Genomic DNA, 25,106 nt, shown 5'->3' on the forward strand with positions numbered 1-25,106 from the left:
TCCACGTCCTGGAACACCAGCTCGCCCGTGTGCGAGCCGCGCATGCCGAGCTTGTCCAGCTTCTGCGCCACCGAGAAACCCTTCATGCCCTTCTCGACGATAAAGGCGGTCATGCCGCGCGCGCCAAGGTCCGGCTCGGTCTTGGCGTAGACCACCAGCACATCGCAATCCGGGCCGTTGGTGATCCACATCTTGGTGCCGTTGAGCACGTAGTGGTCGCCCTTGAAGTCCGCGCGCAGCTTCATGCTCACCACGTCGGAGCCGGCGTTGGGCTCGCTCATGGCCAGCGCGCCGATCCAGTCGCCGCAGACCAGCTTGGGCAGGTACTTGGCCTTTTGCGCGGCGGTGCCGTTGCGGTGGATCTGGTTGACGCACAGGTTGGAGTGCGCGCCGTACGACAAGCCGACCGATGCCGAGGCGCGGCTGATTTCTTCCATGGCGATCATGTGGGCCAGGTAGCCCATGTTGGCGCCGCCGTATTCCTCCGCCACCGTGATGCCGAGCACGCCGAGGTCGCCCATCTTCTTCCAGGCGTCCATCGGGAACTGGTCGGTACGGTCGATCTCGGCCGCGCGCGGCGCCAGTTCGGCCTGCGCCCAGTTGCGCACGGTTTCGCGCAACATGTCGATATCTTCGCCAAGGTGGAAATTGAGGCCGGGGAGTTCGTTCATGGTTGAGTGCTCGTTATCTAGTGGAATACGGCCGCGGCAGACGGCGGCCCGATGTCAGATGGGATTCGGTTGGGTCGTCACGTGGTCTTGTCGCCAAGCCCGAGCTCCAGCGTCATGCGCTCGCGCATCACGAACTTCTGCACCTTGCCGGTAATGGTCATGGGCATTTCGTCGACAAAGCGGATGTAGCGCGGAATCTTGTAGTGCGCGATCTGGTCGCGGCAGAAGGCACGGATATCGTCCTCGGTGGCCGTATCGCCCGGCTTGAGCACGATCCACGCGCAGACTTCCTCGCCGTACTTGGGGTCGGGCACGCCAAACACCTGCACTGCCTGCACCTTCGGGTGGCGGAACAGGAATTCCTCGATTTCGCGGGGGTAGACGTTCTCGCCGCCGCGGATCAGCATGTCCTTCACGCGGCCGACGATGTTGCAGTAACCCTCGGCGTCGATGGTGGCGAGGTCGCCCGTGTGCATCCAGCCATCGCGGATCGCTTCGCGGGTGCGAGGCTCGTCGTCCCAATAGCCTTGCATCACCGAGTAGCCGCGCGTGCACAGCTCGCCCTTTTCGCCAACGGGCACGATCTCGCCGGTGCCGTCCACCAGCTTGACCTCAAGATGCGGCTGGATCAGCCCCACGGTGGTCACGCGCTTGTCGAGCGGATCGGTGGTGGAACTCTGGAAGGAAACCGGGCTGGTCTCGGTCATGCCATAGGCGATCGTCACTTCCGCCATGTGCATCTGCGAGATCACACGTTTCATCGTCTCGATGGGGCAGGGCGAGCCCGCCATGATCCCGGTGCGCAGCGTGGAGAAGTCGTACTTGGCAAAATCCGGATGATCCAGCTGGGCGATAAACATGGTCGGCACGCCGTGCAAGGCCGTGCAGCGCTCCTCGCTGACCGCCGCCATGGTTGCCGCCGGCTCGAACGCCTCGCCGGGGAACACCATGCAGGCGCCGGTGGATACGCAGGCCAGCACGGCCAGCACCATGCCGAAGCAGTGATAGAACGGCACCGGGATGCACAGCTTGTCCTGCTCGGAGAAGCGCATCGCCATGGCGATGAAGCGCGCGTTATTGACGATGTTCCGGTGCGTCAGCGTGGCGCCCTTGGGCGCACCGGTGGTGCCGCTGGTGAACTGGATATTGATTGGGTCGTAGCGATCGAGCTGAGCGGAAATCGCGTCCAACTCCCCGGTCAGGGCATGCGTGCCATGCGCGAGCAGCGCGTCGTAGTTCAGCATGCCCGGCGTGCGCTCGCCGCCCATGCGGATCACCCAGCGCAGCGCGGGAAGGCGCGCTGCCTGCAGCGCGCCCGGCTCGCAGCTTTGCAACTCCGGCGCCAGCGTCTGCAGCATTTCCAGGTAGCGCGACGTCTTGAACGACTCCGCCGCCACGATCGCCTTGCAGCCCACCTTGTTCAGCGCATATTCCAGCTCCGCCAGGCGGTAAGCCGGATTGATGTTCACCAGCACCAGCCCAAGGCGTGCGGTGGCGAACTGCGTCACCAGCCACTCCACCCGGTTCGGCGACCAGATGCCGATGCGGTCCCCGCGCTCCAGGCCCAGCAGGCGCAAGCCCCCGGCCATGGCGTCCACCACCTGTGCAAATTCCCGCCAGCTCCAGCGGATGCCCTGCTCGCGAAACACCACCGCCTCGCGATCCGGGAAACGCGCTACGGTTTCGGCTAGCAGCGCCGGCACCGTCAGCTCGGACAAGGGAATGTCGGTACTGCCCCTGACGTGGGAGAGCCCGCCAATGGGCAAGATCGTTGGGCTAGCCGCACCCTGCATCGTCATAACTCGTCTCCAAAGCGCTGTCGCAATATTGTCCGTATCCCGGTTTCTTGAGGGTTATTCAACTTTGTTGAGTGTGGCTCAAGTCGGGGAGTGCGCATATATTCTGGCCCTTGTCCCATCCTACGTAGCATCGGGGCAGTGGCGTTGACTGGAAAAGTACACGCAGACCCGAAAAATTGCAACCATGAGTTGAGTAAAGATCAATTACAATCCCGTGACGGGGGCGAGTTGCGCCCCAAGGCGTGCCCGGGCATCTGTTTTATGTTGCGCCGCACTATAATCGCCGGCTTCCGGCAAGCGAGGTAACACGTCGATGGACGACATCATGGTGCGGCGCCGCGTCCCCGCGAGCGCCAAGGCGGAGCAACGCATCCGCGACATCCTGCGCGTGGCCCGCGAAGTCTTTGCCGAGATGGGCTACGAGCGCACCACCACCACCGAGATCGCCCAGCGTCTGGGCATCTCCGAAGCCACGGTGTTCACCTATTTCCACGGCAAGCGCGAGCTTTGCGTGCGGGTGATCGAGGACTGGTACGACGAGATCATCGCTGCGGTGGAAGAAGGCATGCCGCGCGGCCAGAGCACCAAGGCGCAGCTCGAGTTCTTCGTGCGCACGCATCTTCGGCTGTTCCTGATCCAGGGCACCGGGCTATGCGCGCTGGTGCTCTCCGAAGGCCGCGCCAGGGGGCCGGGGCTGGGCGAGGTGTTCGTGCCGCTGCAACGGCGCTACACCGCGCCGCTGATGGATATGCTGGCGCGCGCGCGGGAGAGTGGGGAGATCCGGGCCGACCTGCCGTTGAGCTTGCTGCGCTCGGCGATCTTCGGGCCGATGGAGCACATTCTCTGGGACGCAATCGCCAGGCAGCGGCCGGTGGATATCGAGCGGACCGCCAAGGATATCGTGGCGCTGCTCTGGCCAGCACTACTGCCGCCGGACCTGGAGGTGGCGGCGCTGCGGGAGTTTTATGGGGAAGTGGGGGCGGCGTTGCGGCGAGTGGACGGGCGCGCGGAATAGGGCGCGCGAAGTGGGGAACGCGAAGTAGAGCGCTCCGGTAATAGTTCGGGCAGCGCCAACCCCGGTGTGTGGCACAGCCCAACAGCGCTAGCGGCGCGGCTTCCTTCCGAAGCACAATCGGGCGCTTTTCTGCCGTGCTGGCACGGGCATGGGAAATGCGTAATGGTGAACAACGGGTGCATCAGCGCCGCCTTTGCGACTGGCTCCCCGGTTTTCCCCATGCGTCGGCTCATCGTGTCGGCGTCCGCTGCTTCTCTGAGGGAAGGGTTTGCCATGCAAAAGCTGTCCATTCTGGCAATTTGCCTGCTTGTTCTCCTGGCCTGCATGACCGCGTTCATCTGCCTGTCCGGTGCATTCACGCTGCGCGACACCGAGTACGGGAGCGGCACGGCGGCGTTCTGCTATATCGAGGGGTACGTTTGTTGAGGCCAACTTTGCCACTGTCCCACTGTCGGCCGGGTTAGTGGAAACCAGTGGAATAATCCCGCTGCCCGAAGCGTTTACCGTAAGGGCCGGGTGCGCGGCGTGCGCGCACGCTTGCACTATGCTGGAAGGGTTCCTGGCCCGAGAACACCACCCGCGCCAACGATGGAGAATGGTCATGCAATATCGCTTCGCCAGATGGATGGGGGCTACCGCCGCTGCGCTCGCGCTGTGTGCCTGCGCGTTCCTGCAGCCGGTCGAGACCGCGCAAAAAATGATCGGTGGCCCGGAGAGCGCCGTGCGCGACACCTTCGGCAAGCCCACGGAGACCTACCAGCTCGCCGGCGGCACCAGCCGCTGGATCTACTCGAAGCAGCCGCTCGGGTTCGAAGTCTACGCGGCGGATTTCGACGCCAGCGGAAACCTCACCAGTTTCCGCCAGATGCTGACCGAGAAGGAGATCTATGAGGCGCGCCCGGGTACCTGGACCAAGCAGGACGTGGCCCAACGCTTCGGCCTGCCGCGCGAGCCGGTCCAGTACTACCCGCTGATGAAGCGTGAGGCATGGTCGTACCGGCTCTACATCGGCGCTTACCAGCCGGCCCACTTCAGCGCTTACTTTGACGATCGCGGGGTGCTGGACCGCACCATGATCATTGTCGATCCGCTTGGGGGCGACGACCATTCCAGCAGCAAGTGATTGCGGCCTTAAAAAACGCTGTGCGGTGCGTGGCTCAGGCGCGAGTCGCGTCCATGGCCCGTCGCGCGGTGGGGGCAAAGGCGCGCAATGGCCTAGGGGTTCGCCCCGCAGATGCGGAAGGCTTCCTTCGCCATTAACGTTCCAGCCGCGCCTCGATCCCTCCAATCAACCGCTCAACCCAGATCCGCAGCAAGCCATTGGACGGTGCCATCAACGCCGAATATCCCACAATCCGATACACCTCGCTCCGCCGTATCTTGGGCACCTTCGCCGGATCCAGCCAATCGTCATTGCTGGCAAGCAGCAGCAGCGTCTCCAGCCCGATAAGCACTGGCCACAAACACGCCAGGCGCAATCGAACAGAGAACGCCGGAATAGCAAACGTGTAATCCACCGCCTCACGGAAATGACCCAGCGTCGTGCGGATCAGCGCGAGCAGAAGTGGTTTCGCACGCGCCGAATTGCCTGGCAACAGCAAATCTTGCGGCGTCAGTCCATACTGGTCCAGCATCGCCCCCGGCAGGTAGCAACGCCCGATCCGCAGGTCCTTGGCGCAGTCCCGCAGCACATTGGTCATCTGAAGCGCCTTGCCAAAGCGCACGCCTCGCAGCAGCATCGCCTCGGATTCTCCCTTGAGCGTCCCGGGCATATGGGCGTAGGTCATCTTGGTCCAGAATTCCCCCACGCATCCCGCGACCAGGTAGGTGTACCGGTCCAGCTCTTCCCATTCGCGCAGCACGCCGATCTGCCCGGACCTTTCGTCGGGGAAGGTCCGCAGATCAAACTCCATGCCGGAAGCCAGGGTCGACACGATCTCGCGAACCGCCGTCCGATCGGCCGCGCTCAGCTGGGACAGCGCCGTCAGCGCCGGGCCGAGCGATTCGAGCAGAACCTTCTCGTCCGATAGCGCTTGTTGCCCGGCGACCTCTGCCGCCAGCCGCCGCATGAGCGTGCCATCGTCCGTGGCGCCGTTGACCTGATCACGCAGCGACAGCAGCAGTTCCAGCCGTTGCTGCGGTGGAATCAGCGAGGTGTCCGCGATGGTGTCGGCGGCGCGCGCCAGCAGATAAGCCAGGCCGATCGGATCGCGCATCCCTGCAGGCAGCACCCGCAGGGTGAGATAGAAAGAGCGTGAAACGCCTTTGAGCAGCGGGCCAAGAAGGAAGGCCCGGGTAGGGTTAGGCATGGATGGGGTCGGGTCGTGATGGACAAGTCGGCGCTGCCGGATTGTATCCTCATCCGGCACCATGATCGCCTGCCCGGGCGCTGCCTTGCGAGACTGAACCAACCAGCGCTGGCCGAGGCGCTTGCAAAGACCATGACAAGCTGGTTGGGCAGCAGAGGCCGCAACGCAAGTGATGGCCGCCATGCAGCCGTGCCAGCCTCAAGGCACCCGGCGCAGCCGAATCGCGCCATTCTCATACAGGACGACGCCTGCGACGCGCCCGGTCGCATCGCGCTCGAACTGGAGCTGGCTGCTGCCGTTTTCGTAGGCGAACCGATCCGGTTTGTCGGCGACGGGGAACACAGGGCGGCGAAACCAGTTTCCGGCGCGCACGCCAAGTTGCCCGTTCTCCGCGCGAACATCAAGGTCCAGATCTGTGCGAATGATGCGGCGGGCGCGGTAGCGGCCGGCGTAGTCCAGTTGCCTGTCGAGCGGCACGACGGCAACCGGCGGCGCGGCTTTGTTCGTGCGTAGCCCCGCAAAGCCGCTAAAGCCGCCAAAGCCGCCATCACCCAGGTAGTAGTCGACCCGAACGATCTCGCCGGCCTCGCGCCTGAACACGTACCGCGTGCCGGCATCGGCGTCGACAAAGGTGTCTGGCCCGCCGGGCGAGAGCGCGCGAAACCCTGTGCCCGTCGAGCGGCGATAGAGCTTGCCATCCTGCGGCACGAAGGTGAAGCGGGTGTCCTTGTCTGCCTGGTAGATGCCGCCATATTCGGCCAAATCCGCAGCTGCCGGAGCCATTTGGGTAGCCGGGGCGATCGGGTAGCGGCTAGCCGCAATGCCTGTCAGAACCTTAACCGGGTTGGCGTGCGAGTTACTGGCCAGTATCGCCACGGCTTCCTGGGTATCCGGCGCAAACGCCAGCAGTGTCCGGTAGCCCGCGGTAAGCCCGTCGTGGTGATACGTTCGATGCCCGGCCGGCCCGCGGATCAAGATGGCGTAGCCGATCTCTTCTCCACGGAAGTGGCCCAGGGGGGTGAGCGCCCGTTCTGCCGCCGGGCCAAGCGGGCCGGCCCGGCCAGCCATGAGGGCGCGCGCCAGCAGGAGCAGGTCGGGGGCCGTCGAGCGCAGTGCGCCGGCGCCTGACAGCGCCTCGAAATCCCATGGTGCCTGGAACGCCTCGTGCTGATAGCCGGTGGCCAGGCGGCTGGCCTGCCGGCCGAGGTATTGCATCGTGTCGCGCATGCCCAGCGGCCCGGTGATGTTCTCGCGCACCAGCACATCCCATGGCTTTGCGTAGCGGTCGGAGAGCAGTTGGCCGAGGAGGCCCATGCCCAGGTTGCTGTACGCCGCGCCGCAGGGTGGCGCATGTTCCAGCGTCATGCCGGAAAGACCGGCGTAGATTTTCCAGCGGTCGTGCCGGGAGAAGGGATTTGGTGTGCCGTAGCCGGGAAAGTCCTGCGGCTCGCGGGGCAGGCAGGCGCTGTGCGTCACCAACTGGCGCAGGGTGATGGCGGCGGTTTCGGGCTTCAAGGTGGCCTTTGCCTCGAGCAGCTTGCCTAGCGTGTCGTCCAGCGACAGGTCGCCGCGCTCCACGGCCTGCGCGAGCAGCAAGCCGGTGAATACCTTGCTGATGGAGCCGATCTCGAAGAACGGCTGCGCGTCCGCGCTGCCGCCCTCCACAACCTCGCCGACGCTACCCACTGGATTGCGTTGCAGCGCGAAGCGGCCTTGCTGGTTCCGCCAGATGCCCACGGCCACGGTGCCGGGTTCATCGTCGAGCACGGCTTTGGCGATTTCGGCGGGAGGCGATGCGAAGGTGAGGGGCGCGGCGGCAGCGGGCGGGAGATAAGAAACGCCGGCTAGCGCCGCGCAGGCAGCGCAGGCAGTGGATAGGGCATTGCGCCATGCCGCAAGGAAAGCTGTCGCATGTCGCGCCGCCAACGCGGTAGCCAGTTCACCGAACCGCTTTGTCTTTCCCGCCATGAGAATCCTTGAATGGTCTCAGGCGTCGATTCTATTTTGTTTTCTGCGCTTCGGTGTCGTGGTTTGGTGTGGTAGAGCGCCCAGATCGCACTATGGCGACCACGGTGTCGATGCGGAGGATGTCTTGCGCCAGCTTAGAGCGCGCCCGTCAGCCTGCGCCGCACAAAGACGATATGCTCGCGCAGCACATAGAACTGGTCGGCATAGGCAAGCGGCATCTTCATCTTGTTGACCGCGTCTTCGATGTGGTCGAGGCGCTGGGCCAGGGCGGCTTTTTCTTCCTCGGAGGGGTTCACCAGTGCCACGCGCTCGATGTCGATCAGGGTGCCGTACCAGCGATAGATACGGGACTTGACCCGCCACCTGTAGAGCGAAGGCACCAGCCGGAAGGCCGGAATCAGGATCACGATCACCGGCACAAGCACCAGTGCACGGGAGAGCAGGCTCGCCAGCCAGAAGGGCAGGTGGCGGTACAGGAAGCCCTTGCCCGACGCGTAATAGCGTGTGGCGTCGTCGCTCAGCGGGAACTCATGCGCGGTGGCCGAGGGAAACTGCCCGGCGCTTTGCAGCAGGCCGGCCTTGCCGTGGACCTCGCGCGCGGCCTCGATCAGCAGGTCGGACAGCGCGGGATGCAGCGAATCGCGCGCCACCAGTTCCACCGTCGGGCCGATCAGGCGGATGGGATGCGCCGGGAGATTCTTGCCCAGGTCGAATACGCCGGCGGGCAACACCAGCTCCTGCAGATAGAGAAAGCGCCGCGTATAAGCATTGGCCTGCGCGAAATCCAGCAGGCGGATGCCCGGCATGCGAAACAGCTTGCGCATGATCGGGCCAGTGGCGGAATCGCCGGTCAGCATGGCCACGTCGATCTTGCCGTCGACCAGCGCCTGGGCGGCGTCGTCGCCATCGAACGCGATGAGCTCGGCACTGCCGCCCGGCTCGATGCCGTTCGCCTTGAGCAGCGTCAGCGCCAGCGCGCGGGCACCGCTGCCTTCGCGTCCGATGGCGATGCGCGACTTGTGGAAGTCGGACAATTTGTGCTGTTCCTTGCCGCGGTACAGCACCGTGATGGGCGCGTAGAACACGCTGCCCAGTGAGACCAGCCCTTCGGTATCCACATCGCTGGAGACGCCACCCTGGACCAGCGCCAGGTCAACGTCCTGCTTGCGATCGGCCAGCCTCTGCACGTTCTGGCGGGAGCCTTCGGAGGCCAGCACATTCAACGTGATGCCATTGCGTGCGAGGACCTTTGCGTACTTCTCGGCGGCGTTGTAGAAGGAACTGCCCTTGGGGCCCGCGCTGATGGAGATGGTGCTCGGCGGCGCCGGCTGCACCAGCCAAACGGCGAGCCAGATGGCGGCCAGGGCAAGGGCCAGCACGGGGCCGAAGGATACGGCCAGGTCGCGCCAGGAAATGGCGACAAAGCGGGCGCGCAGGCGGTGGATATCAGGGAGCGCGTTGGCGGTAGTGGGCTTGTCTGGTGCGGGGTCCGGCGGCATCGGCGCGATTGGGGGAGGCTAGAGCCGTTGGATGATAGCACCCGCGCTGTGCCGCATTTTTGCGCGCGTGCTATCCGGCAACGTCATTGCGTCCAGCCGCCTCTTGGCGAATAGTCGTGCTCCCGGTTGTCGCCGTTGCGCTCCGTGCCGTACGGCTGTCCGCGATCGCCGGAGCGATGATCGTTGTTCCACTCGTTGCCTGGATGGCCGTCATGCCGGTCCGCACCGCGATAGCCGCCATCGCCACCGGTGCGGCCTTCGCCGCCGGGTACCCACAAGCACCCCGTTTGGGTGAGCGCGAGCGCAGCAGCGCAAATAATAAGACGAGTTCGCATGACATGCTCCTATCGATACCACGCCGCAGGCGTGATGCGCTGCAGCGGTCATCCGCAATGCGTCACGCCCACCGGAAACCTGGCATGACGTCACTGTGCTCCTCGACGCTCACGCCGCCCAGTTCATGGATCATGCGTTTGACGGAATCCTTCGCGTCCCCGGCGCAACTCGCGACCAGCAGCATTTCGCCTTGCGCGAGCTGCGCGCGTTCCCGGGCAACCTTGCCGCGCAGGATGCGCGCGCCAAGCTGGCCCGCGAGCCAGGCGCCGCACAAGCCGCCGAGCGCCCCGCTCGCCACGCAGGCCAGGATGCTGGCAAAGGTGCCGGCCGAGGTGCCAAGATGCAGCGTCGCGGCAATGGCCAATATGGCGCCGGCCACAGTGCCCGCTATCGCCCATTCCTGGCGATACGTTGTTTGCTTGGACGCGGCTCGGGGCAACCCTTCCAAGGGCTGGTCGTCGCGCTGGATGAACCAGGGCCCGCCGATATGGACAGGGGCAACAGGTAACGCCTGCAACGACGATTGCATGCTTCTCGCGGCGGCGATGCCGCTAAGCCGGAAATAAAGGACGCTGCGCATGATGTCACCTCGAGATCCATCGCATCGCGCTCGCTACATGGCGAAGGCCCGCAATGCGGCGCCGCGACAGGCTGAGACTGACATGGATCGGCTGCGAAGTCGGTACGATGGCGGACACGGAATCCGATGCGGCGCGCCATGCAAAAAAAAGCCCTCGGCCCGAAGGCCGAGGGCATAAAAGGAATAGCGTTCAGCGTTGGCTTGCGTTTGCCGCCATCGCCGGTCGGCTGCACGACCCCTGCCCGGTTGCAGCCGCGTCTACTGCCTGGCAGTTCCCTGCTCTTCTGTGACTTGTGATACCCGTTCCCCATTGCCCAGGATCATCAGGGCGCTGTCATCCATTTCTGGCGACGGTTCTACCAACTCAAGCACTGGAATCTCCGGGAACAACACCACGACCAGCTCCCTGACGAGCTTGTGCGACTCGAATGGCCCGAAGCGGTAGACAGCTTTCCTGTCGATTTCCGCGAAGTACCATCCACCGACCATGTCGGGATAGACGATCACACTGTGACCATTAGCTTGGGCTTGCATGCGCCCTCCAAAACGTTTCCCCTGCCAAGTGGATCGAGCGCCACTAGTTACCGTATGCCCCAAGGGGAGGGAGAGGCATGCCTTGGCTGTGATGCGGCCTGCAGCCCTATGGCATCTGGCCGATCGACATCTGGGGCATCTTAGGCGGGGGCCTATGGCAAGTCGGTACGCTAGCGTGCAAGTCGGGTTCTCTTTTTATGGCGCCAGTGTCTGGCGGCTTCGGCAAGCGCGCCATGCGGCTGGTTTACACTGGGGCTCAGATGGCGGTCCTGACCCCGATTTGCCATGGCAGATGCCGGCAAGAGGCAGGTCCTGAACCTACGGGGCATACCCATGCAGACACAGGAATACGCCAGAGCCAATCATCTGTTGGCGGTGTTGCCGGAAGAAGAATGGGCGCGCCTGGCGCCGCAGCTGGTGCTGGTGGATTTGCCGCTGGGGCAGGTGATCTATGAGCCTGGGGACCGGCTCAATCATGTGTATTTTCCAACCACGTCGATCATATCTTTGCTCTACGTGATGGAAAACGGCGCATCGGCGGAGATCGCCATCGTTGGCAACGAGGGCATGGTCGGGATTGCGCTGTTCATGGGGGGCGAGACCACGCCAAGCCGTGCCATCGTCCAGAGCGCCGGCACGGCCTATCGGCTTGACAGCGCCACGGTGAAGGCGGAATTCAATCGCGCCGGCCCCATGCAGCGGCTGCTGCTGCGCTATACGCAAGCGCTGATCACGCAAATGGCGCAGACGGCCGTGTGCAACCGGCATCACTCCATCGAACAGCAGCTGTGCCGCTGGCTGCTGCTCAGCATGGACCGCTTGCCAACCAACAAATTGAAGATGACGCAGGAGCTGATCGCCAACATGCTTGGCGTGCGGCGTTCCGGCGTGACGGAGGCAGCGCTGAAACTGCAGAATGCCGGCCTGATTCGCTATCACCACGGGCATATCGAAGTGCTCGATCGGCCAGGGCTGGAGCAGCGCGTGTGCGAGTGCTATGCCGTGGTCAAGCGCGAGTGCGATCGCCTGCTGCCCGACCTGCGGGCGATCTGAGCGAGGATCAGGCCGCCTTGCCTGCCTCGTCCGCCAGGATCGAAATCAGCTCCGGCACCGTCGGCTGCGGCCGGGCGGTGTGGCTGGCGCGCTCGTAGGTATCCCGCACCGCCTCCGCCGTGGCACGCGCGGCGCCAAGCTCCTGCGCCATCGTGGTGTAGTAGCCCATGTCCTTGAGCGCGTTGGCAATCGAGAAGCGGAAGCCGGACTTGTCCTGCGACTCGATGTAGGGGCGCATGCGGTTGAGGATCACGCCGTCTGCGCCGCCCTTGGCCAGCACTTCCACCAGCACGCCCGGGTCTACGTCTGAGCGCTCAGCGCAGGCAGCGGCCTCGGCCAGCACGGCGGAGAAGCCCAGCGAGACAAAGTTGTGCAGCAGCTTGAGCCGGTGGCCCGAGCCGGCGGGCCCGGCGTGCACGATGTTCTCCGCGAAGCACGACAGCAGTGGCCGGCATTGCTCGAACAAGGCGCGGTCGCCGCCGACGATCAGGTTGAGGCGGCCTTCCTCGGCTTCCTTGGGCGTGCGCGTCATGGGCGCGTCAAGAAAGCGTGCGCCGGCCTTGGCCACCGCTGCGGCAATGCGCTCCGTGGACGAGGGAATGGCGGTGGAGCAGTCGATCACCACGGCGCCCTGGCGCAGGCCGGCAAGCACACCGTCCGGGCGGAACAGCACGTCCTCCACCTCCGGGGTGCCCGTGACGCACAGGATCACGATATCGACCGCGCGCGCTAGCTCGGCCGGGGTGGCGGCCGTGGTGGCGCCGGCCGCCAGCAGGTCGTCCACCGGCTGGTTGCCGGGATGGTCGAGCAGCACCAGCGGGTGGCCGTGCCTGGCGATGTTGGTGGCGATGCCATGGCCCATCATGCCGATGCCGATCATGCCGATTGTTTTCATGTTGTCTCCGTTCTTGTGTTTTCTGCCAGGTGCGAATATCCGAGTCCGGCAGCGCCTGGCCGCGCTTGCCGCCAGGCGCTGCCGGCTCCGATTTAATTGATTCCAGGTAATCCTCGATCCCGTATTTTGGGCTCTCGGAGCCAACGCCGGGCGTCTTCTCGCGGCGCAAACGGCGCAAACGGCGCCACTGCGGTGGAGATGATGCCTGCATTCAGGCGATGATGGCGCAATCCAGCGCATCGGTCACGCGCCAGGAGCGGGCGTGGCTGCCGGTATGGAAGTGCGCGGGCAGGCCGAATGGCGTGTTGTTTGCCATGGCGACGGCATGGGGGATACGCGGTCCGGCGGCCGCGCGGATGGCGCGTCAGGCTTTTGGCGGCGGTGCGAAGGCTGCGGCCTGCCCCGGCTTGCGCAGCATCTTGTCGACCTCGCCGGCATGCAGCTCCTCGATCTGGATCATCTGGCGCGCGAATTCCTCCAGCGCCACGGAGCGATCCTCCACCAGCGTCAGCAGCTCGCGATACAGCTTGAGGGCAGCGTTTTCCGCTTCCAGCGATTCACGCAGCATGGCGGCGGTATCGAAGGTGTGGCTGTCGAGCAGCTTGCCGATGGCCAGCGACGGATACGCGCCCAGCGTGGTAATCCATTCCCCCGCCTGCTGGGCATGCAGCAGCGATTCGTTGGCCTGCTCGCGCAGCCAGGAAACGATCGGGATGCGGCCGAAGCCGAACACAAGCAGCGAGTAATGGGTATAGCGCACCACCCCCGCAAGCTCGGCTTCGAGGATCCGGTTCAGCACGCTGACCACTTGTTCCTTTTCCATCTCAGCCATGGCACGTCCTCTCCGATGGGTTGGCGCTGCTACGTCATTGGCGGGTCGCAATCATCATGGAGTCAGGCCCGGTGAGCGGTTCCACCCGCGCTTGCGCAAAGCCCACTTGCCTGGCCCAGGCGCAGCACTGCGCCCCGGTGTAATCGAAGCCGCCCGGAGTTTCGATCAGCATGTTCAGGCTCATCAGCAAGCCAAACACGTTCTGTTTGCGCGCGTCGTCGATCATGGCGTCATAGACGATCAGGCGGCCGCCGGCGGGCAGCGCGGCGTGGCATTTTTCCAGCAGGTATAGCTTCTGCTCGAGATCCCAGTCGTGCAGGATATGCCCCATGACAAGCACGTCTGCTTGCGGGCAGGGGTCGTTGAAGAAGTCGCCGGGATAAAAACGCAGCCGATCCTGCAAGCCATGCAAGGCGACATATTCCTCGAAGACCGGGCCAACCGCGGGCAGGTCGAAGCCGCCGCCGCGCAGGTGCGGGTGAGCCAGCGCGATCTGTACCGGCAGGGCGCCCTGCGCCGTGCCGATATCGATAAAGGTCTGGCACTGCGCCCAGGGGAATTTGCGCGCCATCGCCTGGGCGGCGGCCAGGCTGACGCCGGTCATGGCTTGCAGGAATCCGCGCAAGCCTTGTTCGTCCCGATAGATTGCGGCGAAGAGGTCGCCATGCTCGTCGGCCTGGGTCTGCGGCAGGCCGGAGCGCAGTGAATCGGTCAGCGACGCCCAACTGGGGTACAGCCGCGCATTGGCCATCTCCAGCAGGCCGCCTACATAGCTGGGCTTGGCCTTGTCCAGGAAGAGGTCCGTGTCGGGCGTGTTGCTGTACCGGCTGGGCGCCTCGGCGTCTTCGCGCTCGAGCAGGTGCAGGGCCACCAGCGCGTCGAGGAAATCCACCGCGCCGCGTGGATGCAGGCCAAGGGCGGCGGCCAGGGGGCCGGCCGGCTGCGGCGCCTTCGCCAGTTGCGTGAACACGCCAAGCTCCACCGCGCTGAGCAAGGTCTTGGAGGCCCAGAAGCCCATCCCGAGCTGCAACACCCGCTCCGGTGTCAGGTCCGGCACCTGCCATGGGCTGGCGGGCGTGGGGCCGCGGGCGACGTCTTTTCCGTTCTGCATAGGTCACCTCGTCGCCGCCGCCGGCACGTACCCGGATACCCGGGCGCCGGGGCGTAGGGAAGGATGCTGGTAACTCTAGATGCCGGAAGAGGCGAAATCCAGCCGATTCTGGCGCGGCAGCCTTGGCACCCCCCAATCCTGCCGGGGGATGCCACCGAATGCCCCTTCGGCCTGCGGGACTTGCGGGGTCTACAGGGCCGCGGCCAGCCGCCGCCCGCGACAAAGATGGGTGACAAGCAGCGCAAGGCCGAGCAGGCATCCCAGGCACCAGGCAAAGGCGCTGCCGTAGCCATGCGCCGTGCCGGCGCTTTCCAGCCGCGCATAGAACAGGTTCCCGAGCAGCGCCACGCCAACTGAGTTGCCCACCTGCTGCACCGTGGCCAGCACACCGGCGGCCACGCCGGCATGGTGTTGCGCCGTTCCCGCCAGCACGGCGCAGGCCAGCGGCGCCATCACCATGCCAATGCCCGCGCCCTCTACCACCAGCAGGATCAGCATCACGGTCATCAAGCCGGTGCCTTGCGCCTGCCATGGCAGCAGCGTGTTCGCCAGTTGCAGCCAGTGGCCCGCCGCCAGCAGCATGGCGCCATAGGCGATGGACGAGCGCCCCAGGCGGGCGGCGATGCGCGGCGCGGCCAGTGAGGTGGCGAAGAAGCCCAGCGCCAGCATCGTGAACGCGCCGCCGCCTTGCAGCGGGCTCAGGCCAAGGCCGTCTTGCAGGTAGAGCGCCAGCACGAAGTAGAACGAGGCATTGCCGGCGTAGAAGGCGACCGTCACGGCCAGGCCGCGCGCAAAGCCTGGCGCGGCGAATAGCGCCGGGCTCACCAGCGGCTGCCCGCCGCGCGCATGCAGCCAGCGCTGATGCCAGGCGAACACGGCGAGCAACACGGGCGCCATGGCCAGCGTAAGCAGGGCGGCGGGCGGCCAGCCTTGCTGCCTGCCTTCTACCAGAGGCCACACCAGCGCACCCAGCGCCGCCGCCAACAGCGCCATGCCAGGCAAGTCCGGCTTGCTGCCGCTGGTGGGCGGCGATGCGCGCAGCACGCGTGGCGCCAGCAGCAGCGCAATGATTGCCACGGGCACGTTGATCAGGAAGCAAGTGCGCCAGCCCAGCCCGCCCAGGTCGGCCCGGATCAACGCGCCGCCCACCAGTTGGCCGAGCAGCGCCGCCAGGCCTAGCGTGAGACCGTACGCGGCGAATGCCCGCGCCCGCGCGGGGCCGGTGTAGGTGAGCGAGAGCATGGCCAGCACCTGCGGCTGGAGCAGCGCGCCCGCCAGGCCCTGCGCCACGCGTGCCGCGACCAGAACGGGAGCGGACGGGGCAAGCCCGCAAGCGGCGGAGGCGAGCGCGAACAGCAACAGGCCCAGCATGAACATGCGGCGCCGCCCGAGCATGTCGCCCAGCCGCCCGCCGGTGATCAGCCCGGTGGCATTGGCCAGGCCATAGCCCGCCACCACGAACTGCAGCGCGCCGGCGCTGGCGTGCAATTCGTGCTGGATGGCCGGCAGCGCCACATTCACGATAAAGAAATCCATCACCACCATGAAGGTGCCGCTTAGCATCACCAACAGGGCCAGGTGGTCCATGGGGGTCGGGGACGATGCGGCGGCGTGGTGCGGGACGGGCGCGCTCTCGGCGCGGTTCAGGCTCGAGGAGGTCATGGCTGGAGTCCTTGGCAAGGGGCCTTAGCCGAGTTCGCGCACGAACGCCAGGATGTCCGCGCCCAGCCGCTGCGCATGCGTGAACGGCAGGCCGTGCGGCGCGCCAGCGTAGACGGCGAGGCGGGCGTCGGGCAGCAGGGCCGCTGTGCGCTCGGCGGTCAGCGCAAGCGGGCAGGAGGCATCGTTGTCGCCGTGGACCAGCAGGGCGGGCACCTTGATGGCCGGCAGTTCCGCGCGGAAATCCGCATGGGTGCTGGCGTGGTTGCAGCCCAGCAGCGCCTGCAGCGAAGTCTGCAGGGGCATGGCGCGCACCCACGCAAGCCGCGGCGCCGAGCACAGGCCGCCGCCGAACGCAGCGAGATTGTCCTCCACCCAGAGCGGAAAGTCGTCCGCCAGCTCGGCCGCCGCTTGCGCCAGCAGCGCGGGATCGATGCCGTCCGGGTTGTCCTCGCTGCGCGGCACGCACGGCGTGGTGCAGCCCACCAGCACGATGCCGGCGACGCGGCCCGCGCCGTGGCGCGACAGGTAGCGCACGATTTCTCCCGCAGCCATCGAATGGCCGACCAGCGTCACGCGCCGCAGGCCGTGCGCGTCGATGACGTCCGCGAGATCGTCGGCCAGCGTATCGAAGTCATAGCCATGCCCGGGATCGCTGGAGCGGCCATGCCCCCGGCGGTCGTAGGCGATGCAGCGCACGCCTGCAGCATGCAGCGCCTGCATCTGCCCGCCCCAGACGTCCGATGGCAGCGCCCAACTGGCCGCGAACAGCACCACGTCCGCCGCCGGATTGCCGTCGTGCCAGTCGCGCACGAACAGCGACACGCCGTCACGGGTCAGCACATGGCCGGGCTGTGTGGAATGGAGCCGAGCGGGGATTGATGCGCCGGGATGGCGCAGGGACGGGGCGGAATGTGAAATGGCGGCGGCAGGCATGAGACAGCTCCGGTGGCGGTTACCTGGCGAGTCCAGGCAAGCTCAGTGTGGGAGCTGGGGGGCTGCGCGCCAATTACGCGGCAGGTAATCAAGGTGCCGATGACGACCGCGGCAGGGGCCAGGAGGATCACGGTGCCGGCTATGACCGGTGCGCCAGTCGCGCCGGTCCTGGACGCCGGCGAGCGGGAGAATGGGCGAAAGGGAGAACGGGCGGAAGGGAGAACGGGCGGAAGGGAGAAAGTTACCGCCTGCGATGGCTGCGCAGCGCCCGCGGCGTCCCGCTCCGAATCGCCTCCTCGAGCAAATCCGCGAGGGCTCGCGTCCGGCGTTCCGCGATCTGCTGCACCGTGGCCAGAGCGCCAGGGATCCCCATATCCGTGAGCGCACCGGCGCCCAACTCCTTCACGGTTTCGCCGCGGCGGGCCGTATCGATCTGTGGTTTCGCGTCGTTTAGCATGGGATTCGAGGCCTGCGGTTGCTGTTTCAGGCCGGATTGTGCACCCATCTTGCGTGGGGACGATCCCCCCTTGTTGGGGTAATCGTGAAGGACTATTGACGGCGGAAAAGCGCCCGTGCCGACGCCCGGCGATCCACCATCGGGATGATGCGGATGAGCGCCATAGGCCATTGCAGCGAGGACGTTTCGCGCAGGGCCCGGTGTTTCGGGTGTACACGCGCGAATCACGCAACTCAGCCTGCAAGAAGCGCCGCGAAACGGTCAATGTCCACGTTCCCGCCGCTAACGATGATGCCCACGCGCTTGCCCATCAGTTCGGCCTTCATGCCGCGTGCGGCGGCGAGGCCCAGGCAGCCGGTTGGCTCCACGACCAGCTTCATGCGTGACGCAAAGAAGCGCATGCCATCGACCAGCTCCTCGTCACTGGCGGTAAGGATATCGTCGACATCACGGCGAATGATCTCGAACGTGTGACGGCCTAGGTGCTGCGCCTGCGCGCCGTCGGCGATGGTCTTCGGCGTATCGATATGCACGATCGCGCCGGAGCGCAACGATTGCTGGCCATCGTTGCCGGTGGCGGGCTCTACGCCGTAGATCTTGCACCGCGGCGCCAGTGCGCGCGCGGACAGTGCGGAGCCGGAGAGCAGGCCGCCGCCGCCCAGGCAGACGAACAGGGCATCGAGCTCGCCCGTTTCCTCGAACAATTCCTTGGCGGCGGTTCCCTGGCCGGCAATCACGTCCGGCTGGTCATAGGACCCAATCAGCGTCAGGCCCTGTTCCTCCGCCAGCTTGTGGCAGATTGCCTCGCGGTCGTCGGTGTACCGATCATAGAGCACCACCTTGCCCCCGTAGCCCTTGGTCGCCGCCACCTTGGCAGCCGGCGCATCGTGCGGCATGAGGATCGTCGACGGTATCCCCAGTAATGCCGCCGACAGTGCGATGCCCTGCGCGTGGTTGCCACCGGAGAAGGCGAGAGCGCCCCGGCGGCGTTGCGCGGCATCGAAGCGCGCCAGCGCATTGAATGCACCACGAAACTTGAAGGCGCCAGTGCGCTGCAGGTTCTCGCACTTGAAGAATAAAGCGGCGCCCAGTTCCTTGTCGGCGGTCTGGGAGCGCATCACGGGAGTCCGGTGGGCAAAGCCTTCAATCCGGCGCGCGGCCGCTAACACGTCATCGAAGGTTGGAAGATTCAGGATCATCGTTAAGTCTTGTTAGATTGATGGCGCTGTCAGGGCCGATGGATTCTGGGGCCCCTGAGTATCGATAGCACGCCGCTGGGCAGGCGTGCCATCGTCATGGCCTGCGGCGCCATGTCGGTCAGATTGCAACTGGTGCGAAAGTCTCAATCAAACCGTGGTCCGCTTTCCCTTCCCTGTTCCTGCTCGAGCAGCTCTTGCTGCTTGCGGGTACTCAGAGGTGCGATCAATCTGTACATATTATCTATATCTGGACAATTTGTAAATTCATGGCCGTAAATTCATGGCCAAAGGACATGGAACATCCCCCGGTCCTGTATCCATAGGAGTCGGGTGAATCGAGCCTGCCGGCCTAAGCAGGCGGTTCAACATTGAGCGAACAAGGTTCACGGCTCAATGAATCGCGGCAGCAAGGCCAAAAAAAATGCCCGCCAGGTAAATGGAGGGCATGAAGAAGTGACATTGGGCGAGACGCTTTTCCCGCCCGCACGCAGTGTCTCACCGTGGGCGCTGGGCATCTGCCCCAATAGCGTGGGGATTGTGCTCCATCACTCACTTGACTTGGATCAACATTAAAAGCTATGAGATGTGATCTCCGCTCCCTGCGGGGCAGTGGCCCGCGATGGCCGCAGCGGCCTGCTTACTGCTCGCGTGGCACAAACCGCCAGCCGCCGGCTTCGAGCGCAAAGGCAAAGCCGGTGACGCGCTGGTCGGGCTTGCCGCCGGTGGAGATCATGGCGGAGCAGCGCACGTTGCCGCTCTCGTGGCTCAGACTGCACTCGTCGAGCTGCTTGACCGTCAGCGATGTGGCCATTGCGGTCAGTTCCGCGACTGCCTGCGCATCCGTCTGGGTCTGCAATTGCCCACGGGCAAATTCGCGCATCGATGCGGTGGCTTGCGCGGCGTCCGGGCCACTGATGGCGGGTTCTTCACGGCGCACCAGTACCCACGGCTCCGGATTGCCGCCGAAGGCCAGTGCGCGGTAGCCGTCGCGGCGGCCGGCCTTGACCCCGACGATGCAGACGATCTCGCCGCCGCTGGCGGGCAGGCAGCCCTTGACCGTATGCGCCTTGATGGAAGCCATGATCCCTGCCACAAACGGCGAGCGCGCACGCTCGGCCGCGGCCGGGTCAGTCTGCTCTAGTTGCTTCAGGCGCTCGGCCTCCGCTTGCTGGATGGCGGCGGTGACCTGGTCAGGCGTGGGCGCGGGCGGGGCCTCGGCGGCGATGACGCCGGCGCTGGCGGACGCCAGGCAGACAGAGAGGAGTGCAGCTCGGGTAGCGAGGCGGGAAATGCGCATGGATAGGGAGCAACGGCCGGATAAGAAGGGCGGCCAGTTTAGCACCCGGGCAGGCAATCATGAGCAGCAAGGGCCTCTTTGTCGGGGCGCTCGTTTTCCATTTTCCGTTCCGGGGCCACGTCCGGCGCCCGGTGCCAGTCACCGGCATGAAACAGCCCGCCGATCGGCGGGCTGGGCGGCCTGGTCAGGCCTTGCGGGGTCCAAGCGCCTTAGCTGGCTTTCTCTTTCTTCTGGTGATGGACGATCCGGTCCCACCAGTAATGGAACGGATGGGCGTGTTCCGGATAGAGCACCGACTTGTGGAAAAAGCCTGCGCGAATGACGAAGGCGTAGAGCAGGACGACTGCCCCGAGGAAGAGCATATAGGCGATCATGGCGGTTCCCTTTTATGGTGGCCATGATTCATTGTAGGCTTCGTGCGCCTGGCGTGCTGGGCGCTGGCGGCTAGGTGTTCCTGGCCTCCAGCGCGGCTAGCTGGCTAGCTACTTCAGCGACCTGGTCGTGCAGATCCATGACGGAAACATCGTGAACGGCTGAGCTGATGCCGGAAGCGCCTCTCAGGCGCGGGTCGCAGCGCCAGCTTGCCATTCGCCGCACCGGGACGGAACCCGCCATGCCACTCATTCAGAGCGATATCCCCGCCCGCCTGGACCGCCTGCCGTGGTCGCGCTGGCACTGGAGGGTGGTAGTCGCGCTGGGGGTGGCGTGGGTGCTCGACGGGCTCGAGGTGACGCTGGTGGGATCGCTGGGCGGCGTGCTCGAGCGCCCGGATGGCCTGGGCCTCAATGCGGCGCAGGTAGGGTGGCTAGGGTCGCTGTACATAGCTGGCGCGGTATTGGGCGCGCTGGTGTTCGGCCGCCTTGCGGACCGCCTTGGCCGCAAGGCCTTGTTCCTGGTGACGCTGGCGGTGTACATGGCGGCGACATTGGCCACCGCTTTTTCCACGGGTTTCGTCTTCTTCGCGGTGTGCCGCTTCCTGACGGGCCTTGGCATCGGGGGCGAGTACGCGGCGATCAACTCGGCCATCGACGAACTGATCCCGGCGCGCGTGCGCGGGCGCGTCAGCCTGGCCATCAACGGCAGCTTCTGGTTCGGCGCCGCGCTTGGCGCGGGCCTGAGCCTGGTGCTGCTGGATCCGCGCGTGCTGGGCCCGGCCGTGGGCTGGCGTGCGGCGTTCCTGCTCGGCGCAGTGCTGGCGCTAGCCATCTTGCTGGTGCGCCGGGACGTGCCGGAGAGCCCGCGCTGGCTGCTGACGCACGGGCGTGGCGAGCAAGCCGGGCGCATCGTCGCCGCCATCGAGGCGCAGGTGGTGGCCCAGTACGGCGCGTTGCCGCCGGCCACGGGCACGATCCTGCTTTCCAGGCGCGCGGCGCCTACGCTTGGCGAGGTCGCGCATGTGCTGTTCAAGCGCTACCGGCTGCGCAGCGCGGTCGCCCTGGCGCTAATGGTCTCGCAAGCGTTCTTCTATAACGCGATCTTCTTTACCTATGCGCTGGTGCTCACGCGCTTTCACGGCGTGCCCGATAACCGCGTGGGGCTGTATATCTTCCCCTTTGCGCTGGGCAATGTGCTGGGGCCACTGCTGCTGGGGCCGCTGTTCGACCATATCGGGCGGCGCCGCATGATCGGGCTTACCTATGTGCTCTGCGGCGTGGGACTGGCCATGACCGGGTGGGCCTTCGAGCAGGGCTGGCTTGACGCGCGCAGCCAGGCGCTGTGCTGGTCGGCGGTGTTTTTCCTGGCCTCCGCGGCGGCCAGTTCCGCTTACCTGACGGTGAGCGAGGTCTTTCCCATCGAGACGCGCGCCCTCGCCATTTCGGTGTTCTACGCCGTGGGGACGGGCACCGGAGGCTTTATCGGGCCGTTGCTGTTCGGCGCGCTGATCGAGAGCGGCAGCCGCGCCGCGGTGGCTGTTGGCTATGGCATTGGCGCGGCGCTGGTGATCGTCGCGGGCTTGTTTGCCCTGCGTTATGCGGTCAATGCGGAAAAGCGCCCGCTGGAAGAGATTGCGCCGCCGCTGTCGTCGCGCGATTAGCCCACCTTGCATGGCGCGCCGGCAACACGGGCGCGGTCTAGTCTGCTCAGACCGGATCCTTCCTGCGGAATGCGGCCTGCGCGGTGGCGATCAGACGGCCTTGGCTGTCGGTGACCTCGGCGTTGGAGAAAAATACCCGGCGGCCACCGCCCACGCGCCGGCCAACCACCAGCAGCGGCTCCACTTGCGCGGACGAGACATAGTTGACGTTCAGCGAGATGGTGGTGGCGGCGCGGCGCACGCCATTCTCGGGAAACAGGCCGGCGTAGCCGCCCGCCGCGTCCAGCAGCGTGGCCAGGATGCCGCCTTGCACAACGCCCGTGTTGTTGAGGTGCGCAGCCTGCGGCATCAGCGACATGCGCACCAGGTCCGGCTGCCACTCGACGATGGTGAGATTCAGCGATTCGAGAAAGGGATTCTCCAGCGCGTATGGCTGGCTTGCGGGGGTGTTGTCAGGCATGGCGAGCGAAGGACTGTGCCGGTGTGTTGGAATGGCCGTCATGATAGCCGCTAGCGGCCCGCGGCAATCTGGACGGCTTCGCTGTCACGCTCTCCGACGGGACGGGCGAGATGTGTCTGCCGTGCGCCTGATCCTGTTCGCAGGCCCCAGTGATGGCTAGGCGGGCATTGCGCCCATCATTAGCAGCCCGCATCCGCCCAGCATCCCCGCCCAGCGGGCGGCGCGTACCGCGATGGCCGGCGCGTAGCTGAGCAGCAGCACCAGCACGAGCGCGCCGAGCGTCAGCGTGCCGATCCATGAGATGCTGCCCATCGGCCAGCCTAGCTGCCGCACGCAAGCCGCCAGGGCAAGGGCCAGCGCGGCCCAGCCTAGTCCCTGCAGGCGCAAGCGCTCGGCGGGCGAAGGCGCGGCGCCGCGGCCGTGGCGATCGGCATAGTGGCGGTCCAGCGTCTGGCTGAGCGCGGTGAAACCGCTATAGGTGAAGGCCAGCGCGGTGAAGAAACCCAGGCTTGCGCTCATGCGGCTCCCTTCGCATCGCTCGATGGCATACCGATGTCTTTGGCTGGCACCGGGCGCCGCACGGGTACGCGCGCCTTGGCGCGCCGCCCCAGGATATGCGCTGCCGCGCCCAGCGCAATGCCCAGCGCCAGCACCGTCAGGTCGAACCCGGCCACGGCAGCAGGCCCCTGGCCTTGCAACAGCGTCACGCCCAGGTGGGTCTGCGTGGTGAAGGCGTTGAGCACGGGAATGGCAGCGAGCATCAGCGCGCCGGCCCACAGCTGCACGCGCCACATGGTGCGCGTCGGCCGCACCTGCGCCAGCACGGCTGCCGCCCCCCAGGCGATGAAGAAGGCATGGATCTCCGCGTCGGGGCGGTGCGGCATGCCCGCGGGCAGCAAGCGGTTGGCCCAGAAGTACGTAGCAAACGCGATCGGCAGGCCGGCAATAGCGCCGAGGTTGAGCGCGTCCACCAGCCGCAAGCCAAAGCTCGGGCGGGCGCCGGCCGCCAGTGCCTTGGCCTGGCCCTGGCGCGTCTTTACGCCCCACAGCAGCGCGCCGGTGGCCACCATGGCGCAACCTGCCAGCCCGCTCACGAAGAACAGCGCGCGCAGCAAGGGCCCGGCGAAATGCGCCTCGTGCAGGCCCACCATCACGCCGCGCGTCTGGTTGGCCGCGCCGGGCGCGTCGCCCGTGGCCAATACCAGCGCGCCGGTGACGCCGTTAAAGCGCATCGACGGCGCATTGGCGGACAACGAGCCTTCGGTGCCGCGCGACACCGTGATGGTGGCGTTGGCATCGCCCGCCAGCATGATGGCGACGCGGCTGGGCTGCGCGCCATGCCAATGGCGCATGGCTTGTTCCACCAGCGGGGCGACCGGCGTCAGAGGCGCCGCCTGCCCGCTTGGCTTGCCCTGCGGCGCGCGGCCGAAGGCTTCGTTGTTGAAAGCCTGCTGGTTGCCCTGGTACGCAGTCTGGATGCCCCACGGCATGTACATGAACATCAGTGTGACCAGCCCGGTGTAGGTGATCATCAGGTGGAAGGGCAGGGCCAGCACGGCGGTGGCATTGTGCGCATCGAGCCAGGAGCGCTGGCCCTTGCGCGGCCGGAAGGTGAAGAAGTCCTGGAAGATGCGCCGGTGCGTGATGATGCCGCTGAGAATGGCCACCAGCATGAACATCGCGCAGAAGCCGACGATCCAGCGCGCCCAGATCGCCTGCATGAAGTACAGGTCGAAGTGCAGGCGGTAGAGGAACTCGCCGCCGCGCGTGTCGCGCACGGTCTGCAGGAAGGCGCCGGTGGCGGGATCCAGCGTGCGGCTCTCGAAGCGGCCGCGGCCGCCCCCGATGCCTGAAGCCGGCGCGCCGGGTGGGCGCATCCACAGCACGTTTACCGCGGGGTTGCGCGCATCCGGCAGGTCGATAAACCAGCGGGGAGAGTCCGAGGCGTTGCGCTGCAGGTACGCTACCGCACGGCTGGCGGCCTCGGCGCTGGAGACTTGCGTGGCGGCCGAGCGGTGCAGCTCGGGCTTCATCCACAGCGTGATCTCGTCCTTGAAGTAGCTGGCGGTGCCGGCGCAGAACACCAGCAGCAGCACCCAGCACACCAGCAGCCCGGACCAGCTATGCAGCCAGGCCATCGATTGACGCAGCCCGGCCCTCATGGCGCGCTCCGCAAGGCAGCCAGCAAGAGGCCGAGCACCGCGGCAGGCACCACCACGCCGGCCCAGGCGCGCCACGCGCTGACGGCGGCGAACACCCACAGCACCGCGCACGCGTAAAGCGAGAATGACAGCAGCGTGGCGGTCATCACCGCCTCGTCCGGCGGCATGGGCACCACCACGGCCAGCAGCCCGGTGGCCACGGCCGCGAGCACATAGCCGCCCCCGATGGCGGCCACCACGCGCGAGGCAACGCCAAGGCGATAGCGGCCGGTCTGGCTCAACCCCATGACAAGCGCTCC

At 66.1% G+C, this 25,106-nt stretch carries 26 protein-coding genes; 5 read left to right on the forward strand and 21 right to left on the reverse strand.

The window, feature by feature from the left end; genetic code table 11:
- Both AC1RQC_RS38715 and AC1RQC_RS38720 read right to left on the reverse strand, forming a co-directional pair.
- A partial coding sequence (locus AC1RQC_RS38715; RefSeq protein WP_492886648.1) for an acyl-CoA dehydrogenase family protein occupies nt 1-671 on the reverse strand: 671 nt, incomplete at its 3' end.
- Nucleotides 672-748: 77 nt separating this feature from the next.
- Nucleotides 749-2,470 (reverse strand): AMP-binding protein, encoded by a 1,722-nt coding sequence (locus AC1RQC_RS38720; protein WP_492375667.1) that lies wholly within the window; start codon nt 2,468-2,470, stop codon nt 749-751.
- 313 nt (nt 2,471-2,783) lie between these two features.
- Here AC1RQC_RS38720 and AC1RQC_RS38725 point away from each other — a divergent pair, with 313 nt between their 5' ends.
- From AC1RQC_RS38725 to AC1RQC_RS38735, 3 genes are all read left to right on the forward strand, one after another.
- A complete protein-coding gene (locus AC1RQC_RS38725) occupies nt 2,784-3,485 on the forward strand; it encodes a TetR/AcrR family transcriptional regulator (protein ID WP_492886650.1) in 702 nt (233 codons plus the stop codon).
- Nucleotides 3,486-3,647: 162 nt separating this feature from the next.
- A complete protein-coding gene (locus tag AC1RQC_RS38730; protein WP_492831127.1) occupies nt 3,648-3,911 on the forward strand; it encodes a hypothetical protein in 264 nt (87 codons plus the stop codon).
- Between the two features lie 175 nt (nt 3,912-4,086).
- Nucleotides 4,087-4,608, forward strand: a complete 522-nt coding sequence (locus AC1RQC_RS38735) for a hypothetical protein (protein ID WP_492375670.1) — start codon at nt 4,087-4,089, stop codon at nt 4,606-4,608.
- 133 nt (nt 4,609-4,741) lie between these two features.
- Here AC1RQC_RS38735 and AC1RQC_RS38740 read toward each other — a convergent pair whose 3' ends face one another.
- From AC1RQC_RS38740 to AC1RQC_RS38765, 6 genes are all read right to left on the reverse strand, one after another.
- Nucleotides 4,742-5,794: a phytoene/squalene synthase family protein gene (locus AC1RQC_RS38740; RefSeq protein ID WP_492375692.1), complete on the reverse strand. Its 1,053-nt coding sequence runs from the start codon at nt 5,792-5,794 to the stop codon at nt 4,742-4,744.
- Nucleotides 5,795-5,992: 198 nt separating this feature from the next.
- A complete protein-coding gene (locus AC1RQC_RS38745; RefSeq protein WP_492886652.1) occupies nt 5,993-7,762 on the reverse strand; it encodes a serine hydrolase in 1,770 nt (589 codons plus the stop codon).
- A gap of 134 nt (nt 7,763-7,896) precedes the next feature.
- Nucleotides 7,897-9,261 carry a TAXI family TRAP transporter solute-binding subunit gene (locus tag AC1RQC_RS38750; protein WP_492831129.1) on the reverse strand — a complete coding sequence of 455 codons (1,365 nt, stop codon included), beginning with the start codon at nt 9,259-9,261 and terminating at the stop codon, nt 7,897-7,899.
- 83 nt (nt 9,262-9,344) lie between these two features.
- A complete protein-coding gene (locus AC1RQC_RS38755) occupies nt 9,345-9,596 on the reverse strand; it encodes a hypothetical protein (protein ID WP_492886654.1) in 252 nt (83 codons plus the stop codon).
- A 62-nt stretch (nt 9,597-9,658) separates the two neighbouring features.
- Nucleotides 9,659-10,177 (reverse strand): hypothetical protein, encoded by a 519-nt coding sequence (locus AC1RQC_RS38760; RefSeq protein WP_492886656.1) that lies wholly within the window; start codon nt 10,175-10,177, stop codon nt 9,659-9,661.
- A gap of 258 nt (nt 10,178-10,435) precedes the next feature.
- Nucleotides 10,436-10,711 (reverse strand): hypothetical protein, encoded by a 276-nt coding sequence (locus AC1RQC_RS38765; protein WP_253931532.1) that lies wholly within the window; start codon nt 10,709-10,711, stop codon nt 10,436-10,438.
- Between the two features lie 333 nt (nt 10,712-11,044).
- Between AC1RQC_RS38765 and AC1RQC_RS38770 the strand changes: the two genes are divergently transcribed.
- A complete protein-coding gene (locus AC1RQC_RS38770; protein ID WP_492886658.1) occupies nt 11,045-11,764 on the forward strand; it encodes a Crp/Fnr family transcriptional regulator in 720 nt (239 codons plus the stop codon).
- 7 nt (nt 11,765-11,771) lie between these two features.
- Here the strand turns inward: AC1RQC_RS38770 and AC1RQC_RS38775 are convergent, their stop codons facing one another.
- The 9 genes from AC1RQC_RS38775 to AC1RQC_RS38815 form a co-directional block, all read right to left on the reverse strand.
- Complete coding sequence (locus tag AC1RQC_RS38775; RefSeq protein ID WP_492886660.1) at nt 11,772-12,899, reverse strand: NAD(P)-dependent oxidoreductase; 1,128 nt, start codon at nt 12,897-12,899, stop codon at nt 11,772-11,774.
- Nucleotides 12,900-13,023: 124 nt separating this feature from the next.
- Nucleotides 13,024-13,491: a ferritin-like domain-containing protein gene (locus AC1RQC_RS38780; RefSeq protein ID WP_492886662.1), complete on the reverse strand. Its 468-nt coding sequence runs from the start codon at nt 13,489-13,491 to the stop codon at nt 13,024-13,026.
- 34 nt (nt 13,492-13,525) lie between these two features.
- Entirely contained in the window at nt 13,526-14,602 is a 1,077-nt protein-coding gene (locus tag AC1RQC_RS38785; protein ID WP_492831133.1) for a methyltransferase, read from the reverse strand.
- A 189-nt stretch (nt 14,603-14,791) separates the two neighbouring features.
- Nucleotides 14,792-16,264: an MFS transporter gene (locus AC1RQC_RS38790; RefSeq protein WP_492886664.1), complete on the reverse strand. Its 1,473-nt coding sequence runs from the start codon at nt 16,262-16,264 to the stop codon at nt 14,792-14,794.
- A gap of 24 nt (nt 16,265-16,288) precedes the next feature.
- A complete protein-coding gene (locus AC1RQC_RS38795) occupies nt 16,289-17,197 on the reverse strand; it encodes an alpha/beta fold hydrolase (protein WP_492886666.1) in 909 nt (302 codons plus the stop codon).
- A gap of 241 nt (nt 17,198-17,438) precedes the next feature.
- A complete protein-coding gene (locus AC1RQC_RS38800) occupies nt 17,439-17,702 on the reverse strand; it encodes a hypothetical protein (protein ID WP_492375680.1) in 264 nt (87 codons plus the stop codon).
- A gap of 185 nt (nt 17,703-17,887) precedes the next feature.
- A complete protein-coding gene (locus tag AC1RQC_RS38805; protein ID WP_492375681.1) occupies nt 17,888-18,853 on the reverse strand; it encodes a threo-3-hydroxy-L-aspartate ammonia-lyase in 966 nt (321 codons plus the stop codon).
- Between the two features lie 637 nt (nt 18,854-19,490).
- A complete protein-coding gene (locus AC1RQC_RS38810) occupies nt 19,491-20,150 on the reverse strand; it encodes a hypothetical protein (RefSeq protein WP_492375682.1) in 660 nt (219 codons plus the stop codon).
- A 209-nt stretch (nt 20,151-20,359) separates the two neighbouring features.
- The gene (locus tag AC1RQC_RS38815; protein ID WP_253931542.1) at nt 20,360-20,524 is read right to left on the reverse strand and encodes a hypothetical protein; all 165 of its coding nucleotides are present in this window, start codon (nt 20,522-20,524) and stop codon (nt 20,360-20,362) included.
- A 239-nt stretch (nt 20,525-20,763) separates the two neighbouring features.
- On the opposite strand from AC1RQC_RS38815, the gene AC1RQC_RS38820 reads away from it, so the two are divergent.
- Nucleotides 20,764-22,185, forward strand: coding sequence for an MFS transporter (locus AC1RQC_RS38820; protein WP_492375683.1), 1,422 nt, complete (start codon nt 20,764-20,766; stop codon nt 22,183-22,185).
- A gap of 46 nt (nt 22,186-22,231) precedes the next feature.
- Here the strand turns inward: AC1RQC_RS38820 and AC1RQC_RS38825 are convergent, their stop codons facing one another.
- The 4 genes from AC1RQC_RS38825 to AC1RQC_RS38840 form a co-directional block, all read right to left on the reverse strand.
- Entirely contained in the window at nt 22,232-22,645 is a 414-nt protein-coding gene (locus AC1RQC_RS38825; protein WP_174424783.1) for a PaaI family thioesterase, read from the reverse strand.
- A 156-nt stretch (nt 22,646-22,801) separates the two neighbouring features.
- Nucleotides 22,802-23,164: a DUF3325 domain-containing protein gene (locus tag AC1RQC_RS38830; protein ID WP_492814040.1), complete on the reverse strand. Its 363-nt coding sequence runs from the start codon at nt 23,162-23,164 to the stop codon at nt 22,802-22,804.
- Complete coding sequence (locus AC1RQC_RS38835) at nt 23,161-24,807, reverse strand: PepSY-associated TM helix domain-containing protein (RefSeq protein ID WP_492814042.1); 1,647 nt, start codon at nt 24,805-24,807, stop codon at nt 23,161-23,163. The genes AC1RQC_RS38830 and AC1RQC_RS38835 overlap by 4 nt, the downstream gene beginning before the upstream one ends.
- Nucleotides 24,804-25,094, reverse strand: a complete 291-nt coding sequence (locus tag AC1RQC_RS38840; RefSeq protein WP_492831138.1) for a DUF3649 domain-containing protein — start codon at nt 25,092-25,094, stop codon at nt 24,804-24,806. Before AC1RQC_RS38840 ends, AC1RQC_RS38835 begins: the two co-directional genes overlap by 4 nt.
- Nucleotides 25,095-25,106 lie beyond the last annotated feature (12 nt).

This window comes from Cupriavidus sp. GW822-FHT03E04 (assembly GCF_058801495.1).